The 17,851-nt window shown below is 50.7% G+C and carries 15 protein-coding genes and 4 tRNA genes; 18 read left to right on the top strand and 1 reads right to left on the bottom strand.

The genetic code is table 11. The features are described from left to right. Nucleotides 1-263: 263 nt before the first annotated feature. The 18 genes from mltB (at nucleotide 264) to luxS (ending at nucleotide 16,479) form a co-directional block, all read left to right on the top strand. Nucleotides 264-1,367, top strand: coding sequence for a lytic murein transglycosylase B (gene mltB / locus ACZRKO_RS12525; RefSeq protein WP_463737598.1), 1,104 nt, complete (start codon nucleotides 264-266; stop codon nucleotides 1,365-1,367). A 244-nt stretch (nucleotides 1,368-1,611) separates the two neighbouring features. Further along, the gene (locus ACZRKO_RS12520) at nucleotides 1,612-3,135 is read left to right on the top strand and encodes a sodium:solute symporter family protein (RefSeq protein WP_463737597.1); all 1,524 of its coding nucleotides are present in this window, start codon (nucleotides 1,612-1,614) and stop codon (nucleotides 3,133-3,135) included. An 18-nt stretch (nucleotides 3,136-3,153) separates the two neighbouring features. Further along, nucleotides 3,154-3,930, top strand: a complete 777-nt coding sequence (locus ACZRKO_RS12515) for a 6-phosphogluconolactonase (RefSeq protein WP_463737596.1) — start codon at nucleotides 3,154-3,156, stop codon at nucleotides 3,928-3,930. Further along, complete coding sequence (locus ACZRKO_RS12510; RefSeq protein WP_463737595.1) at nucleotides 3,923-5,080, top strand: N-acetylglucosamine-6-phosphate deacetylase; 1,158 nt, start codon at nucleotides 3,923-3,925, stop codon at nucleotides 5,078-5,080. Before ACZRKO_RS12515 ends, ACZRKO_RS12510 begins: the two co-directional genes overlap by 8 nt. A gap of 69 nt (nucleotides 5,081-5,149) precedes the next feature. Further along, on the top strand, nucleotides 5,150-6,286 hold the full coding sequence (locus ACZRKO_RS12505) for an ROK family protein (RefSeq protein ID WP_463737594.1): 1,137 nt from the start codon (nucleotides 5,150-5,152) through the stop codon (nucleotides 6,284-6,286). Between the two features lie 127 nt (nucleotides 6,287-6,413). Continuing rightward, nucleotides 6,414-6,908, top strand: coding sequence for a nicotinamide-nucleotide amidase (pncC, locus tag ACZRKO_RS12500; protein WP_463737593.1), 495 nt, complete (start codon nucleotides 6,414-6,416; stop codon nucleotides 6,906-6,908). Between the two features lie 110 nt (nucleotides 6,909-7,018). Beyond that, nucleotides 7,019-8,086, top strand: a complete 1,068-nt coding sequence (gene recA, locus ACZRKO_RS12495; RefSeq protein WP_463737592.1) for a recombinase RecA — start codon at nucleotides 7,019-7,021, stop codon at nucleotides 8,084-8,086. 204 nt (nucleotides 8,087-8,290) lie between these two features. Continuing rightward, a complete protein-coding gene (recX, locus tag ACZRKO_RS12490) occupies nucleotides 8,291-8,860 on the top strand; it encodes a recombination regulator RecX (protein WP_463738084.1) in 570 nt (189 codons plus the stop codon). Nucleotides 8,861-8,998: 138 nt separating this feature from the next. Next, the gene (alaS, locus tag ACZRKO_RS12485; RefSeq protein WP_463737591.1) at nucleotides 8,999-11,626 is read left to right on the top strand and encodes an alanine--tRNA ligase; all 2,628 of its coding nucleotides are present in this window, start codon (nucleotides 8,999-9,001) and stop codon (nucleotides 11,624-11,626) included. 256 nt (nucleotides 11,627-11,882) lie between these two features. Beyond that, nucleotides 11,883-12,068 (top strand): carbon storage regulator CsrA, encoded by a 186-nt coding sequence (gene csrA, locus ACZRKO_RS12480; RefSeq protein ID WP_009639031.1) that lies wholly within the window; start codon nucleotides 11,883-11,885, stop codon nucleotides 12,066-12,068. A gap of 328 nt (nucleotides 12,069-12,396) precedes the next feature. Further along, a tRNA-Ser gene (locus tag ACZRKO_RS12475) sits at nucleotides 12,397-12,489 on the top strand. An 8-nt stretch (nucleotides 12,490-12,497) separates the two neighbouring features. Continuing rightward, nucleotides 12,498-12,574, top strand: a tRNA-Arg gene (locus ACZRKO_RS12470). A 113-nt stretch (nucleotides 12,575-12,687) separates the two neighbouring features. Beyond that, nucleotides 12,688-12,764: transfer RNA gene (locus ACZRKO_RS12465), tRNA-Arg, on the top strand. 46 nt (nucleotides 12,765-12,810) lie between these two features. Beyond that, nucleotides 12,811-12,887, top strand: a tRNA-Arg gene (locus ACZRKO_RS12460). Nucleotides 12,888-13,168: 281 nt separating this feature from the next. Then, entirely contained in the window at nucleotides 13,169-13,735 is a 567-nt protein-coding gene (gene yqaB, locus ACZRKO_RS12455) for a fructose-1-phosphate/6-phosphogluconate phosphatase (RefSeq protein ID WP_463737590.1), read from the top strand. Beyond that, nucleotides 13,732-14,160: a YqaA family protein gene (locus tag ACZRKO_RS12450; RefSeq protein WP_463737589.1), complete on the top strand. Its 429-nt coding sequence runs from the start codon at nucleotides 13,732-13,734 to the stop codon at nucleotides 14,158-14,160. The genes yqaB and ACZRKO_RS12450 overlap by 4 nt, the downstream gene beginning before the upstream one ends. An 84-nt stretch (nucleotides 14,161-14,244) precedes the next feature. Next, nucleotides 14,245-15,807 (top strand): glutamate--cysteine ligase, encoded by a 1,563-nt coding sequence (gshA, locus tag ACZRKO_RS12445; protein WP_463737588.1) that lies wholly within the window; start codon nucleotides 14,245-14,247, stop codon nucleotides 15,805-15,807. Nucleotides 15,808-15,963: 156 nt separating this feature from the next. Then, nucleotides 15,964-16,479, top strand: a complete 516-nt coding sequence (gene luxS / locus ACZRKO_RS12440) for an S-ribosylhomocysteine lyase (RefSeq protein WP_463737587.1) — start codon at nucleotides 15,964-15,966, stop codon at nucleotides 16,477-16,479. Nucleotides 16,480-16,557: 78 nt separating this feature from the next. On the opposite strand, the gene ACZRKO_RS12435 is transcribed toward luxS, so the two are convergent. Then, the gene (locus ACZRKO_RS12435; RefSeq protein WP_463737586.1) at nucleotides 16,558-17,847 is read right to left on the bottom strand and encodes an HlyC/CorC family transporter; all 1,290 of its coding nucleotides are present in this window, start codon (nucleotides 17,845-17,847) and stop codon (nucleotides 16,558-16,560) included. Between the last annotated feature and the right edge of the window lie 4 nt (nucleotides 17,848-17,851).

The raw sequence follows: 17,851 nt of genomic DNA, 5'->3' as shown, positions 1-17,851 counted from the left end.
ATTGATTTTAAAATTAATTGTGATTTTTTATTGTTGTCATTCGTTATCACGTTTTATCACTCAGAATCACACTGGCTTCTGTGAGAGGTCGTGGATTTTTACCCCACTATACTAGCCCAGCCGGCAAGAGGCTGTCACAGGTAAAAATTCGAGACTTGCCGCAACGCCCGAATGTAATTCATCGGCATATTCCAGTTTGTTCACGCAGGGCAATGCTTTAACATAGCCGTCACTTATTTCTTGCATGGCTATATGGATATCCGATGCGTCATTTGGCTGCCATTCTTCCCGTTATTACCTTGCTAGCTGCCTGCAGTAGCAAACCTGCGCCAGCTCCGGAAGGCCCCCGGAACCCGTTCTCCGGTGGGACCCGCACCGCCACGGTGGCGAGCGGCGGGTTTATCTTGCAACCCGAGCATGCCGGCCAGTTGCAAAGTGGCGATTTTGCCTACGATGCAGGTATGAACCAGTTCGTTGACAAGATGGTCCGCGAGCATGGTTTTGACCGCCAGCAACTGCATGACGTATTAGCTCAGACCAAGCGTCTGGGATTTGTACTGCGATTGATGGATCAGCAAGCACCAACCTCCGGGCCACCATCCGGTCCTAACGGGGCATGGTTACGCTATCGCGCCAAGTTCATCACACCAGATAATGTGCAAAACGGCGTGGTTTTCTGGAATCAGTATCAGGATGCCCTAAAGCGCGCTGAGCAGGTTTACGGTGTGCCGCCGGAAATCATCGTCGGTATTATTGGTGTGGAAACCCGCTGGGGACGCGTAATGGGTAAAACCCGCATCATCGATGCGCTGGCAACGCTTTCATTCGCCTATCCGCGCCGTGCCGATTATTTTCAGGGTGAGTTAGAAACCTTCTTGCTGATGTGCCGTCAGGAACAGGATGACCCGCTTAGCCTGCGTGGCTCCTTTGCTGGGGCAATGGGTTATGGCCAGTTCATGCCATCTTCCTACAAAGACTATGCGGTGGACTTCAACGGTGACGGGCATGCCAATTTATGGGACCCGGTTGATGCGATTGGCAGTGTGGCTAACTATTTCAAAGCGCACGGCTGGACCAAAGGCGCGCCGGTTGCAGTACCGGCGACCGGTCAGGCACCACTGCTTGAGAATGGCTTTAAGACCAAATATCCGCTGTTTACGTTGAAGGCTGCTGGCCTGAGCCCGCTGGGTTCACTGGGTAACTATCAGGAAGCCAGCCTGCTGAGACTGGATATGGGGCAGAATTTCCAGTACTGGTACGGGCTGCCAAATTTCTACACTATCACCCGTTATAACCACAGCACACACTATGCGATGGCAGTGTGGCAGTTGGGTGAAGCCGTGAGTAAGGCAAGGCAGGGGAACTGAGTTACCAGAACGCGTCATGAGAAGGGCCACATTATGTGGCCCTTTTGTTTTTTGAATGACAGGGATCCCAACCATAAGAAAGTCCTATAACTGATTAATAATTATTCGAAAATTTCGTGACTATGTTCACATAATGATCAGATTCGACATGCTAGGTTAATTTGTCCTTAGTTAGGATTAATTATTCAGCCGGCACATTTCCCCGCCGGACTTCGACAATGCAGGTTCGCCTCCGGAGTTAGCGATGAACGGGATAGACTATTTTGTCATGGCGCTTTATGCGCTGATGATTGTAATGATCACACTGTGGGCAATGCGAAAAGTAGGCAGTACCAAGGATTTCTTTGCGGCTGGCGGTAAAATGCCGTGGTGGTTGTCGGGTATTTCACATCATATGTCTGGCTACAGTGCGGCGGTGTTCGTGGCCTATGCTGCCGTGGCCTATAAATACGGCATTACTATCTATTTCTGGTGGGCTTTTCCCATCTCGATTGCGGTATTCGTTGGGTCGATTATTTTCGCTCCACGCTGGGCACGTCTGCGTATCCATATGAATATTGAATCACCGATGGAGTACCTCGCTACCCGTTATAACGTGCCAACTCAGCAAATTCTGGCCTGGAGTGGTGTCCTGCTTAAGACCTTTGACGTTGGCGCAAAATGGGCGGCGATCGCCATTATCATCAATGTATTTACGGGGCTGGATCCCATCGTTGGTATCGGTATCTCTGGCGTATTGTGTCTGTTTTATACCGTGCTGGGAGGGTTATGGGCGGATGCCTGCAATGATTTCGGCCAGTTTATTGTGCAGTTTATTGCCGCCATCGTGATGGTGGTTGCCGTCGCTTTCCATCTCGGTGGGTTTAGCCAGTTGCTGACCATTTGGGACAAACTGCCCACCGGCCATACGGATATCGTCGCCGGGCCTTATTCGATGGGCTTCATTCTGGCCTATTTTGTGATTTACACCCTCAGTTACAACGGGGGAACATGGAATCTGGCGCAGCGGTTTATTGCCTCTCCTCGCGGCAAAGATGCGCGTAAAGCGGCACTGTTGTCATCGGCATTGTATTTGATCTGGCCATTAATTCTGTTTTATCCGATGTGGGCAGCTCCGGTTCTCTTCCCCAATATTGCCGACCCGTCGCAGTCTTATTCGATTATGGCGATGCAACTTCTGCCCAACGGCCTGATCGGTCTGGTGCTGGTGGCGATGTTTACCCATACGTTATCGATGACCTCCTCGGACTCCAATGCCATCACTGCGGTGGTGACCCGCGACATTCTGCCCGTGCTGTTTCCGCGCCGCTTCGGTCAGGGGCAGTCTTCGCTGCTGGTGGCGAGGATCACGGTTGTGCTGTTTATTCTGACCACATTACTTATTGCGATAAATGCCAACCGTTTCGGTGGTGTGCTGTCGTTATTGATTATCTGGTTCGGCGGCCTGGTGGGACCTATCTCGATTCCGATGCTGCTCGGGCTACTTCCCTGGTTTCGAAAATGCGGCGCCACGGCGGCTATCACCTCGTGGGCGGTGGGAGTTACAGCCTTCTTCCTGGTGAAGTTTGTGATCCCTGACATGAGTACCACTGAAATCGTCGCCATTCCCGTGTTGCTGTCGCTGGCCGTATATACGCTGGGCGGATGGTTACGCCGCAGCCCGGTGAGTGCGGAGGTCGATATTTTGCTAAATGCACTGAATCAGGACCAGATCGAAGAGCCACCGCTGCCGGATGTTAAACCGGCCTATCAAACTGAATCCCGATAACCAACAGGATGTTATGAGATGAGATCACCCTACTTTACCCAACAGGTCGAACAGTTGAAGATTGAGGTTTTCCCGAACCGCGTGGTGATGGGGGAATCAGCCGCCGCCGATGCGGCACAGCACCTACGCCAATTGCTGAAACAGCAGCAGCAGGTCCGGATTATCTTTGCTGCCGCGCCGTCACAAAATGAGTTTCTGGCCTCGCTGAGCCGGGCTGAGGATATCGACTGGTCCAGAGTTGTGGCTTTTCATATGGATGAATACATCGGCCTGCCTGCCGGTTCAGACGCGCTGTTCAGCCATTACCTGAAAAAGCATCTGTTCGATATCGTACATCCGGCAGAAGTACACCTCATTCCCTCGTCGGGAGAACCTGAGCAGTTGTGTCGTGATTATGCGTATCTGCTGCAACAGGCATCTGTCGACATGGTTTGTCTGGGAATCGGAGAAAACGGTCATCTGGCATTTAACGACCCGCCGGTGGCGGATTTTAACGATCCGTACGTAATGAAAGTTGTTGAGCTGGATGCAGTTTGCCGCCAGCAGCAGGTTAATGATGGTTGTTTCCCGTCATTGCTGGCGGTACCCACTCATGCCCTTACGCTGACCATCCCGACACTTCTGGCGGCAGGGCGGTTATTTTGTATGGTACCGGGTAAAAATAAACGTGAGGCCATTGCGGGTGTTCTGTCTCAGCCCACGTCGGTTTCCTGTCCGGCAACGGTATTGCGGAGCCATCCTGCCTGCACGCTCTATACCGATGTCGACGGTTATGGCGAGGTGCCACATGTCTGATGTCACCTTGCGGGCCAGAGACTATCGTAACAACCAGCCGGTTGAGATCCGTGCGAGTGATGGAATCATCCGTCAGATCCGGCCCCTGCCGGCAGATGATGCATTACCGCTGATTGCGCCGGGGTTGGTCGATCTGCAGGTTAATGGTTACGGCGGTATCGACTTCAACTGCTACCCTTTTGCTGAAGAGGCCGCAGAGCAGGTGGCCCGTCTCTTATGGCAACAGGGTGTCACCACGTTTATGCCCACCGTGATCACTAACAGCGATCATGAAATTGAGCAGATGGTACAGACCCTTGCCAGCGCCTGCCGGGAGTTCCCTCTGGTAGAACAGTGCATCGCCGGCATCCATCTGGAAGGCCCTTTTTTGTCTACGCAAGATGGCCCGCGGGGCGCGCACAGCCTTGATTATATTAAAGGCCCTGACAAGGCGCTGTTTCAGCGTTGGCAGCATGCCGCAGAGGGTCGGATCCGTCTCATCACTTTGTCACCCGAATGGCCACAAGCCGATGATTTTATTCGCTACTGTTGCCAGCAACAGGTGGTGGTTTCCATCGGACATACTTCCGCGAGCGCAGAGCAGATTGCCTCCTCGGTACGCGCCGGTGCCGGAATGTCCACCCATCTTGGCAACGGTGCGCATTTGACGCTGCCGCGGCATCCTAACTATATCTGGGAGCAATTAGCGCAGGATGATTTGTGGTGCGCGATGATTGCCGATGGTGAGCACTTGCCACTGTCGGTGCTCAAAGTCTTTATCCGTGCAAAAGGTGACCATGCGATGTTAGTCAGTGATGTGACCAGCCATGCTGGTATGCCACCGGGTTGTTATCAGTCGCATATCGGCGGAAGTGTGGTACTGAGCCCGACGGGGCGGTTGTCTATGGCAGACAATCCGGCGCTACTGGCAGGGTCTGCACAGGGTTTGCTGCACGGGGTCAATACGTTGATTAAAAATGCAATAGTCCCGCGTGCTCAGGCACTGGAGATGGCTTCGGTTCGCCCGGCTGCGCGTCTGAATTTACCGGTGAAACTTGGGCTGGCCGTGGGGGCGCCCCTTGATGCCGTTCTGTTGCAGCCTGCTGCCGATGAGTCACTGATCCCGCTGGCAACCTATAAAAATGGTGTGAGGGTATGGAGTGGGGAATAGGTTGACGTGCTGATCCGGCGTCATGTAATAATGCGGGCGTCATGGTCAACCGCGATGGAAAATCACAGCATGAAAGACTCAGGCAAGGGACCCGCACTGTTGCGCCAGTACAATGAAAAACGGGTACTGGCTTATCTGCGCCATCAGCGAATCAGCTCTCGCCTGGATATTTCGCGCGCACTTGCGTTGAGCAAAAACACCATTTCACTGATCGTTGATGACCTGCTGGCGCTCGGCTACATGGAAGAGCAGGGCGTCGCGCAAACCAACAGTATTGGCCGGCCTAAAATTCATGTTGCGCTAAAACCCGCAGCCATCATGGCTGCAGGGATCATGATTGAACGCAACCGTCTGCACTGGATGGTGTGTAACTACTTCTGCGAAATCATTGAAGAACAAACACTGACTCTCGACACTTCAACTCCTCAGGATGTGTTGAGTGAAATTGCCCGCCACTGTCAGAAGTTACAGCAAAGTCATCCTGAACTGGTGGGTATCGGCGTGGGTTTTCCGGGCATTATCGATCAACACGGCGGGATTCTGCATGTCTCTTCTCATCTTGGATGGGGCGAGGTGGATCTGCTTGCAGCATTGACTCCCGCCGTTTCAGTGCCGGTAAATGTGTGGAATAACGTCAAAGCGACAGCGTTAATTGCGCGTCAAGGGGAGACGCCGGGCGAAAATGAGTCCTGTTTCTATCTGCGTATTGCCGAGGGAATTGGCGGTGCTTTGCTGACCGGACAAGGTGTTTATTCCGGGGGCAGTTGGACTGCGGGTGAAGTTGGGCACTTAGCCGTCTTACCACAGGGGCCAACGTGCTCCTGCGGGCAGCAGGGCTGTCTGGAGTCATTGATCAGTTTATCTGCTATCAATACGCAACTCAGCCATCGCCAGCCCGGGCTCAGTTGGGACAACCGTCAGCAGTCGCCTGAACAGGTGAATGAAGTCATGACGAATGCCGGGGAACTGCTCGGTAAAGCGGTGAGTCAGATTATCCATCTGGTAAACCCCCAAATCTTACTGATCGATTGTCCCTACAATGTTTCCCCACCTTTTGTTGAACAAACCCTCGCTACAGCACGGCAATTTACCCTGCCTTTCCCCTTCAGCCGCACCCATTTCACCTTCATTACTGAGCGTTTCAAACCCGCGCAGGGGCTGGCATTAGCTATGATTCAGCGCTTCGAGCAGGTTTCACTGGCCTGATTCAATGCTATTTCGACTCGGGGAGTTTATCTCTGAATGCATCTCGCAAAAAATGTGTGCGGGCTGATCTGTACGTGGCTTAAGTGATAATATCGTTTCACGACTTCCACGCCCGACAGGATGATTTATGAGCGAACATCAGTTACACCAGTTAAGTATGTCGGTGGGTAATAAGCTGAAAGAAAAGGGATTATGGATAACCTGCGCGGAGTCCTGCACCGGGGGCTGGGTGGCAAAAGCTATTACGGATATTGCGGGCAGTTCGGCCTGGTTTGACCGTGGCTATGTGACTTACAGCAATGCTGCGAAACATGAATTACTCTGTGTGGCTGAGGCCACATTGAACGAATTTGGCGCCGTAAGCGAAGAAACCGTTCGTGAAATGGCACAAGGTGCGTTGCATGCCGCAGGTGCTAATCTGGCGCTGTCAATAAGCGGAATAGCAGGCCCGGATGGAGGGTCCGCCGCTAAACCGGTCGGTACCGTATGGTTTGGTTTTGCTGACCGAGAGGGGCGAATCCTGGCATTAAAACGACAATTTACCGGTGACCGTGAGTCTGTTCGTCTGCAAGCTGCTGTTTTTTCATTACAAACAACGCTAAGTGAGTTTCTTGAAAAATAGGCTTGATACTGTATGAGCATACAGTATAATTAGCTTCAATTACCTGTACACCAATTACATTCAGTGACGTAAGTGAGGTCATTCACTTAACGTCAGACGAAGGAGCAAAAATGGCTATTGATGAGAATAAGCAAAAGGCGTTAGCTGCAGCACTGGGCCAGATTGAAAAGCAATTCGGTAAAGGCTCCATCATGCGTCTCGGTGAAGATCGCTCTATGGATGTTGAAACGATCTCTACCGGCTCTTTGTCTCTGGATATCGCGTTGGGTGCCGGCGGTTTGCCGATGGGCCGTATCGTTGAGATTTATGGCCCGGAATCATCAGGTAAAACCACGCTGACTCTGCAGGTTATTGCTGCAGCACAACGCGAAGGTAAAACCTGTGCGTTTATCGATGCCGAACACGCATTGGATCCGATTTATGCCAAAAAACTTGGCGTTGATATCGATAACTTGCTCTGTTCACAGCCGGATACCGGTGAGCAGGCATTAGAAATCTGTGATGCATTGACCCGCTCCGGCGCTGTTGATGTGATCATTGTTGACTCCGTCGCAGCCCTGACGCCAAAAGCCGAAATTGAAGGCGAAATTGGCGACTCCCATATGGGCCTTGCGGCACGTATGATGAGCCAGGCAATGCGTAAGCTGGCCGGTAACCTGAAAAACGCCAACACCCTGCTGATCTTCATCAACCAGATCCGTATGAAAATTGGCGTGATGTTCGGTAACCCGGAAACCACAACCGGTGGTAACGCACTGAAGTTTTATGCATCGGTTCGTCTTGATATCCGTCGTATTGGCGCAATCAAAGATGGCGATGTGGTGGTTGGTAGCGAAACGCGCGTGAAAGTGGTTAAAAACAAAATCGCTGCACCGTTCAAGCAAGCCGAATTCCAGATCATGTACGGTGAGGGTATCAACATTAACGGCGAACTGGTTGATCTGGGCGTTAAGCACAAATTGATCGAAAAAGCTGGTGCGTGGTACAGCTACAACGGTGAAAAAATTGGTCAGGGTAAAGCTAACTCTTGCAATTACCTGAAAGAAAACCCGAAAGTTGCCGCTGAGATCGACAAAAAGCTGCGTGATATGCTGCTTAACGGCGGCACTGGTGAAATCAGCGCGACGGCCACCGTTGAAGATCTGGGTGACAGCGTTGAAACCAGCGAAGAATTTTAATTTCGCCAGATCCTGAACCTGTTGTTCAGGAGTCCACGCAGTCTACCAAACGCCAGCCTGAGTCTCAGGCTGGCGTTTTGCTCATATAAGGTGACCAAAATGTCGGATGACAACGCGGTAAATCTTGAAAATTTCACCAAGAGTGACGAAACGAAAGATCATTCCTCGCTTTTTGCGCCAGCAAAAGAGAGTGACGCCGGAAAAATTAATGCGCTGATCAGCCGGGCTATGCGGCTGTTATCTCAGCGAGATCATGGCGAAATGGAACTTCGACGTAAACTACAAACTCCACCCGTCGCCTTCAGTAAACCTTCCTATTCTAAGCCTGCAAAACCCAGCGCCCGTAAATCCACACTCTCTTTCTCACAAGAGTGGCAGGAAGCGGAGGTACAGAAAAAAACAGAGCGTCAAATTCCCGAGGATATTTCCCCCGAACATGTGCAGGCCGTCATTGATTACTGTTACCAGCACAACTGGTTGGATGACGCTAAGTTCGCCGATCGTTATATTTCAGGGCGCAGTAACAAAGGCTACGGTGCGCAACGTATTCGGTCAGAGTTGCAGCAAAAAGGCGTAGATAAAGAGATAATCGCGACTGCATTAGAAAACACAGACGTTGACTGGTGTGCCATTGCCCGTGATCTTGCCGTGCGAAAATTCGATGAGCCGTTGCCCACTGACTGGAAAGAAAAATCAAAAGTCATGCGCTATTTACTCTATCGGGGCTTCTTTAACGAAGAAATCCAGTCCATTTATCGCGATTTTGATGATTGACCGCATACGGGATTTTACTTCCCTGCGAAGAAAATTTATCTTATCCACACTTTTTGTTCGCGAGATGTACTGTCTGATGCTGAATTCGGCACTTACACCGCCCGCGAACCGTTCTTCAAGCCAGATTCCGGGACATTTATGAGCAAGAGCACCGCTGAGATCCGACAAGCGTTTCTCGATTTCTTCCACAGTAAGGGACACAGCATTGTTTCAAGCAGTTCGCTTGTCCCGACTAACGATCCGACACTGTTGTTTACCAATGCCGGGATGAACCAATTTAAAGATGTTTTCCTGGGTCTGGATAAGCGCGAATACAACCGCGCGACCACGTCTCAACGTTGTGTCCGCGCAGGCGGCAAACATAACGATCTGGAAAATGTGGGGTATACCGCACGTCACCATACCTTCTTTGAAATGCTGGGTAACTTCAGTTTTGGCGACTACTTTAAGCATGATGCTATTAACTATGCTTGGGAATTGCTGACCGGTGAGAACTGGTTCAACCTTCCAAAAGAGAAGCTGTGGGTTACGGTTTATGAAACCGATGACGAAGCCTTCAACATTTGGGAAAAAGAAGTCGGCGTACCTAAAGAGCGCATTATCCGCATCGGCGACAATAAAGGCGGAGCTTTCGCGTCAGACAACTTCTGGCAAATGGGCGATACCGGTCCTTGCGGTCCTTGTACCGAAATATTCTACGATCATGGCGACCACATCTGGGGCGGACCTCCGGGGTCAGCTGAAGAAGATGGTGATCGTTATATCGAGATCTGGAATATCGTCTTCATGCAATTTAACCGTCAGTCAGACGGTACTATGCTCCCACTGCCTAAGCCGTCAGTTGATACCGGGATGGGCCTGGAGCGCATCACTGCGGTGATGCAGCATGTGAATTCGAACTACGATATCGATCTGTTTAAGAAATTAATTGCCGCCGTAGCACAAGTTACTGGTGCGACAGACTTAAACAACAAATCGCTGCGTGTTATCGCTGACCACATTCGCTCCTGCGCATTCCTTATTTCCGACGGTGTTATCCCATCGAATGAAAACCGTGGTTATGTATTACGCCGCATCATTCGTCGTGCGATTCGTCACGGCAATATGCTGGGTGCGAAAGACACGTTCTTCTACAAACTGGTCGCTCCACTGATTGAGGTGATGGGCCCAGCAGCAGAAGAGCTGAAACAGCAGCAGGCGATGGTTGAGCAGTTGCTGAAAACCGAAGAAGAGCAGTTTGCACGTACGCTAGAGCGCGGCCTGGCCTTGCTGGACGACGAGTTGTCCTCGCTGAAAGGCGATACGCTCGATGGCGAAATCGCTTTCCGTCTGTATGACACCTTTGGTTTCCCACTGGATTTAACCGCGGACGTTTGTCGTGAACGTAATCTCAAAGTAGACGAAGTCGGGTTTGAAAAAGCCATGGAAATTCAGCGCCGTCGTGCGCGTGAATCCAGTGGTTTCAGCGCAGACTACAACAGTATGATTCGCGTTGATGGTGTTACCCAGTTCTCCGGTTATGAGCACCTGGATCGTCATTCAAAAGTGGTGGCTTTGTTTATCGACGGGCAACCGGTTGAATCAATCAACGCGGGTGATAACGCCATTGTCGTGCTGGATGACACTCCATTCTATGCTGAGTCCGGTGGACAGGTCGGTGATAAAGGTGAACTGAAATCGACAACTGGTGTCTTTACAGTATCTGATACACAGAAATACGGTAAAGCGATTGGTCATCAGGGCTCGATGAATGTCGGCAAACTGAGCATCGGTGATGCCGTTGACGCTGTCGTTGATGCCGCCCGTCGTGAACGCATCCGCCTGAATCACTCGGCCACGCATTTGCTGCATAGCGCACTGCGTCAGGTATTGGGCAAGCATGTTGCTCAGAAAGGTTCTCTGGTCAATGACCATTATCTGCGTTTCGACTTCTCGCATTTTGAAGCGATGAAGCCGGAAGAGATTCGTCAGGTTGAAGATCTGGTGAATGCGCAAATCCGCCGTAACTTGCCCATTCAGACCAAGATCATGGCGCTGGATGATGCAAAAGAGCAGGGTGCAATGGCCCTGTTCGGCGAGAAGTATGATGACAGCGTGCGCGTACTGTCGATGGGTGACTTCTCAACGGAACTTTGCGGCGGCACACATGCCAGCCGTACCGGTGACATTGGTCTGTTCCGCATTCAGAGCGAGTCAGGCACTGCTGCGGGCATCCGTCGTATCGAAGGTATCACGGGCGAAAATGCTATCGCAGCATTGCATCAGCAGAGTGATTTGTTGCAGGACGTGGCGCATTTAGTCAAAGGTGATGTGAACAGTGTGACGGATAAAATCCGTACGCTCATCGAACGCTCACGGTTACTGGAAAAAGAACTTCAGCAGGTGAAAGATCAGCAAGCTGCGCAGGAAAGTGCTTCACTCTCCAGCCAGACCAAAGAAGTCAAAGGTGTTAAATTGCTGGTAAGTCAACTGGATAACGTTGAACCAAAAATGCTGCGTACCATGGTTGATGATCTGAAAAACCAGTTGGGTTCAGCCATTATTGTTCTGGCGACGATTGCCGATGATAAAGTCAGTCTGATCGTTGGCGTGACCAAAGATCTGACAGACCGTGTTAAAGCAGGTGAGCTGATTGCTCCTATCGCCCAGCAGGTTGGCGGTAAAGGCGGTGGCCGTCCTGATATGGCACAGGCAGGAGGGAGCGATGTTCATGCCCTTCCGGCTGCTCTTGCCAGTGTAGAGGCTTGGGTAAACGATAAGCTGTAATAAGAAATAAATCACTACACAAAGAAACGCCATAATGTATTGTACAGTATGGCGTTTTCACTATCGCAGGTGGGGTAGGTTAAGCCAGAAAAGCCACAAAGCTCTTGTTTTCAACTAAGCTTAAAGTATTGGTGGCTGATGTCGCAGGCTCGTTACACTTAATGTGGGGGTCATGGCTTACGTTTTACCCGCGGTTAATAGATAATGGCCGGGAAACTGAGAGACCCGACTCTTTTAATTCTTCAAGGAGCAAAGAATGCTTATTCTAACTCGCCGAGTTGGTGAAACCCTCATGATTGGCGATGAGGTAACTGTTACCGTTTTAGGCGTTAAAGGTAACCAGGTGCGTATTGGTGTGAATGCGCCCAAAGAGGTCTCTGTGCATCGTGAAGAGATCTATCAGCGTATTCAGGCTGAGAAGTCTCAACAAACGAGTTTCTGATTTACCAAGCGTCTCGTTAATGACGAGGCGCTGATCTCTCCTTTTGTGCATATTCTGGTTTTCCCTCTCTGCTTTGCCCCCTGTTTTTCTGCTTTCTCCGACAAATGACACTTCCTTTGCTGACGGCTATCTCTAGAAAAAATAGTGTTTTTTACCGTTCATACCTCACTATTTGCCGTGAAACTGCTCATGTTGCGCGTGAATTGTCCAAACAGGGCGATGTTGGGAAAAAAGGGTTTGACTTATAAGTGCGGGAAAGTAATATGTGCGCCACGCAGTGCCGATGAGCTTAAACAAAGTTAGTCAGCACAACTCGAAAGAGGCGTATGGTGAGGTGGCCGAGAGGCTGAAGGCGCTCCCCTGCTAAGGGAGTATGCGGTCAAAAGCTGCATCCGGGGTTCGAATCCCCGCCTCACCGCCATTTAAAATGCACCCATAGCTCAGCTGGATAGAGTACTCGGCTACGAACCGAGCGGTCGGAAGTTCGAATCTTCCTGGGTGCACCATACTTTCCAGAGCGTATGTTGATTTGCGATCAAATGAGCGTGACGGGCAGAAGCGAAAGCTGATGCAGTAGGGAAAAAAGTGGTTAGGTAAAATCTGCAGTAAGAATCAAAATGCACCCATAGCTCAGCTGGATAGAGTACTCGGCTACGAACCGAGCGGTCGGAAGTTCGAATCTTCCTGGGTGCACCATTCTTTCTCTTAGTATTTTCCGAAACAAAATTCTGCACGACCCAACGCACCCATAGCTCAGCTGGATAGAGTACTCGGCTACGAACCGAGCGGTCGGAAGTTCGAATCTTCCTGGGTGCACCATATTTTGTGTATGTTGAACTCAACATGCAGATAGCACGCAAGAAGATAACGTTGGTTTAGCAACGGCCCGTAGGGCGAGGCGATAGCCGAGTCATCTTCCTGAGGGCACCATATTAAAGAAACTCGCTTCGGCGAGTTTCTTGCTTTTAACCCGTACTAAACCTGCAATATTCTCTTCACTTCTTTGCCTGCCTCCTTCTAACGCTCCCTGACAAAATGCGACTTTCCACAGACTTTGCGCTAAAGTGGTTTCCTGTTTTTATCCTGAGCAGGAGTACAAGATGTACGATCTCTACGAGGGTTTGATCTTTGATATGGATGGAACCATATTGGATACAGAACCCACGCACCGCAAGGCCTGGCATCAGGTATTGTCCAAGTACAATATGCACTATGATTTCGATGCAATGGTGGCTCTCAACGGTTCACCGACGTGGCGCATCGCACAGTTTGTTATCGATGATAATCAGGTTGATTTGGATCCTCACCAGCTTGCCGCCGAGAAGACCACTGCGGTGCAGGAGATGCTGCTTGATACCGTGCAGCCGCTTCCGCTCATTGATGTGGTGAAGTATTACCATGGTCGCCGTCCAATGGCTGTCGGCACGGGGAGTGAACACTGGATGGCTGATGCCTTGCTACGTCACCTTGGCCTTCGCCACTGCTTTGACGCGATTGTCGGCGCCAACGATGTACAAAATCACAAACCGGCCCCGGACACCTTTTTACGTTGCGCTGAATTAATCGGCGTACCGCCAGAAAAATGCGTGGTATTTGAGGACGCAGATTTTGGTATTCAGGCAGCCCGGCGTGCCAATATGGCCGTAGTGGATGTTCGTAAGCTTTGAGCAGTACACTGGCTCTGGCCTCTCTCTTTGGAAGCAGCTTTCTCAGTGCAACCCTGTTGCCGGGAAATTCAGAAATCTTATTGGTTGCCTTGCTGTCAGCGGGTAGCGCATCGCCACTTTTATTGGTCGTCGCTGCATCTTTTGGCAATACCTTAGGCGGGATAACCAATATTATCATCGGTCGGTTACTGCCGGGGCTGAAACCCCAGCGCGGCCTCACGATCGCGACGTCGTGGTTGAATCGTTTTGGGCCTGCTGCGCTGCTGCTGAGTTGGCTGCCAGTAGTGGGTGATATTTTATGTGTGTTGGCAGGCTGGTTGCGCATGCCATGGGGCCCGGTGGTGTTTTTCCTCTGTATAGGGAAAACAATACGTTATGCGATTTTAACCGTCATTACGTTACAGGGGATCTCATGGTGGAGTTAGATTGGTATCGCTTATCATGATGGTTACGTCTATGCAGATTCAGTATGCTTGCAAGTCAATGATTTCAAATAGCGGGAGGTCAATTTGATCCCGGATGTATCTCAGGCGCTTTCCTGGTTGGAAGCCCACCCTCAGGCAGTAAAAGGTATTCGTCGGGGCATAGAGCGTGAAACGCTTCGTGTTAATGCAGATGGCTCACTCGCGGCGACAGGGCATCCAGAGGCTTTAGGTGCTGCGCTAACGCATCATTGGATCACGACCGATTTCGCAGAATCCCTTCTTGAGTTCATTACTCCGGTTGATGGCGATATTGACCATCTTATGACGTTCCTGCGCGATATTCATCGTCACGTTGCCCGTGAACTGGGTGACGAAAGAATGTGGCCACTGAGCATGCCGTGCTTCGTTGGGGCTGAGCAGGATATCGAACTTGCGCAATACGGCTCCTCCAACATAGGGCGTTTAAAAACGCTCTATCGTGAAGGCTTAAAGAACCGCTACGGCGCTTTAATGCAGATCATTTCCGGCATTCATTATAATTTCTCACTGCCGTTGGAGTTCTGGCAGGCACGCCTTGGCATCACTGATGCTGAAAGCGGTAAACATGAGATTTCTGCCGCTTACTTTAAACTCATCCGTAATTATTACCGTTTTGGCTGGGTTATTCCTTACCTGTTTGGTGCTTCTCCGGCTATCTGTTCTTCGTTCCTTCAGGGCCGTGAGACGGATTTGCCGTTTGAACATACTGATACCGGCTTGTGTTACCTGCCTTATGCCACCTCGCTGCGACTGAGTGATTTGGGCTATACCAATAAATCACAAAGTAACCTGGGTATCACCTTTAACGATCTTGAAACTTATGTGACGGGCGTTAAGCAGGCTATACGTACCCCATCTGAAGAATATGCGGGGATGGGCGTTAAAAAAGAGGGTAAATATCTGCAACTGAACAGCAATGTGTTACAGATTGAGAACGAGCTTTATGCTCCTATCCGTCCAAAACGCGTGACCCGCTCAGGTGAAACACCTTCGGATGCGCTGATGCGCGGTGGTATCGAATACATTGAGGTTCGTTCGCTCGATGTGAACCCCTTCTCGCCAATTGGTGTTGATGCGTCACAGGCGCGTTTCCTGGACCTGTTTTTGATATGGTGTGCTTTGGCCGATGCACCAGAGATGAACAGTGATGAACTGCTTTGTACGCGTAAAAACTGGAATCGTGTGATTCTTGAAGGTCGTAAGCCGGGGCAGACGATTGGCATTGGGTGCAATGACGAGCGTAAACCACTCGATCAGGTTGGTAAGGCTCTGTTTGATGACCTGCGGCGTGTTGCTGAAGTTCTGGATAGTCAGAATGGCAATCAGCAGTATCAGGATGTCTGTAGCGAGCTGGTTGTCGGGTTCGACGATCCTGAGTTGACCTACTCAGCACGTATTTTGCGGGATATGAAAGCACAGGGTGTCGGTAATCTGGGGCTGGAGTTGGCTGAGAAATATCGCCAGATGCTGGTACAGGAACCGCTGGAAATTCTTAGTCCTGAACAACTTGCCGCAGAATGCGCAGCGTCATGGCAGAGACAACGCGATCTTGAAGCGAATGATAAGCTAAGCTTTGAAGAGTATTTGGCAGCCGTAAACGGCGGTTAAAAAAGAAAAGGCCACAATTAATGTGGCCAAATAACATCTCTGTTTACAGGGATGATGATAACAAATGTGCGTCTTTCATATATTCAGACTCGCATTGTGGGAAAAGGTTTCCTGAGTTCGATAAAAAAATCATTTTTTCTTTAGGAGGGTGACGATATGCCACTGTTGGATAGCTTTACCGTAGACCATACCCGTATGGCAGCACCTGCTGTTCGCGTCGCAAAAACCATGAAAACCCCACACGGGGATACCATCACCGTATTCGACCTGCGTTTCTGCCGCCCGAATATTGAAGTTATGCCTGAGCGTGGGATCCACACTTTGGAGCACCTGTTCGCAGGCTTCATGCGTAACCATCTCAACGGGAATGGCGTAGAAATCATTGATATCTCACCGATGGGTTGCCGTACCGGCTTTTACATGAGCCTGATTGGCGTGCCTAGTGAGAAATTGGTGGCGGACTCCTGGAAAGCGGCGATGGCCGACGTTCTGAAAGTGACCGACCAGCGTAAGATCCCAGAGCTGAACGAGTTCCAGTGCGGGACTTACCACATGCACTCTCTGGAAGAAGCCCAGGAAATTGCTAAGCACATTCTGGACAACGACGTGGTTGTTAACCACAACGAAGATCTGGCGTTGCCGAAAGAGAAGCTGACAGAACTGCACATCTAGTCTTTGTGTAGAAACTCAGAGCACAAAAAAGACGCGATATCGCGTCTTTTTCTTTTTCACCAATTAACCATTTTAAACTTAGCGACGGTTAACCGTACTTTGTAACGGTTGCATTGGACGCACCTGAACCTGCTTGATCATATTGTCCTGCACGGCGAGGATTTCTACTGCGTAATTTTCAACGCGCAGACTGGCTCCCACTTGCGGGATCTCTTCGAGTATCTCCAGAAGCATTCCGTTCACGGTACGCGGGCCATCCTCGGGTAAGGTCCAGTTAAAGGCTTTATTCAGCTCACGCACGTTGGCGCTACCTTCGATGACCACAGAACCGTCGCTTTGCGGCGTGACCTCTTCTGCAAGCGTAGGGGACATTGAGGTGGTGAAATCGCCCACGATCTCCTCAAGAATATCTTCGACTGTGACCAGTCCCTGAATATCGCCGTACTCATCGACCACGATGCCAACTTTTTTCTTATTCCGCTGGAATTTCACCAGCTGAATATTGAGCGGCGTGCCTTCAGGAATGAAGTAAATTTCATCGGCTGCACGCAGCAGGTTCTCTTTAGTGAACTCTTTTTTCTCGGTCATCAACCGGTAAGCTTCACGCAGGCGCAGCATGCCAATGGCATCATCCAGAGAGTTACGGTAAAGCACTATGCGACCGTGAGGGGAGTGGGTGAGCTGACGGATGATCGATTTCCAGTCATCATTGATATCAATCCCCACGATTTCATTACGTGGCACCATGATGTCATCGACGGTCACTTTTTCAAGATCAAGCACCGACAGCAGCATGTCCTGATTGCGGCGTGAAATCTGCGAGCGCGATTCGTTCACAATAGTACGCAGTTCTTCTTTACTCACAGCATCGCTGATCCCGACGTTGGTTTTGACCCCACACATGCGCATTAACAGGCGCGACAGGCTGTTAAGGATCCACACCAGTGGCATCATGATCGTTTGCAGCGGGCGCAACAGCAGGCTACTCGGGAACGCGATGCGTTCAGGATTCAGCGCCGCAAAGGTTTTCGGCAGCACTTCGGCAAACAGCAGAACCACGAAGGTCAGGATACCGGTCGCGATAGCCACGCCGGCATCGCCGTACAGACGGATACCCACAATTGTTGCCAGAGCGGAAGCGAGGATGTTGACCAGGTTATTACCGATAAGCACGAGACTAATCAATTGATCCGGGCGTTTCAGCAGTTTCTCAACGCGGCGCGCTCCACGGTTGCCTTGTTTAGCCAGGTGGCGTAACCGGTAGCGGTTGAGCGTCATCATGCCGGTCTCGGAGGCGGAAAAGTAAGCCGAAACCACCACCATAATGATCAATGTGATGATGAGGGTTGTTGTCGAGACGTGCTCCAACGGG

Source organism: Ewingella sp. C233, assembly GCF_055407225.1.
This window is presented reverse-complemented; position numbering and strand designations above follow the sequence as displayed.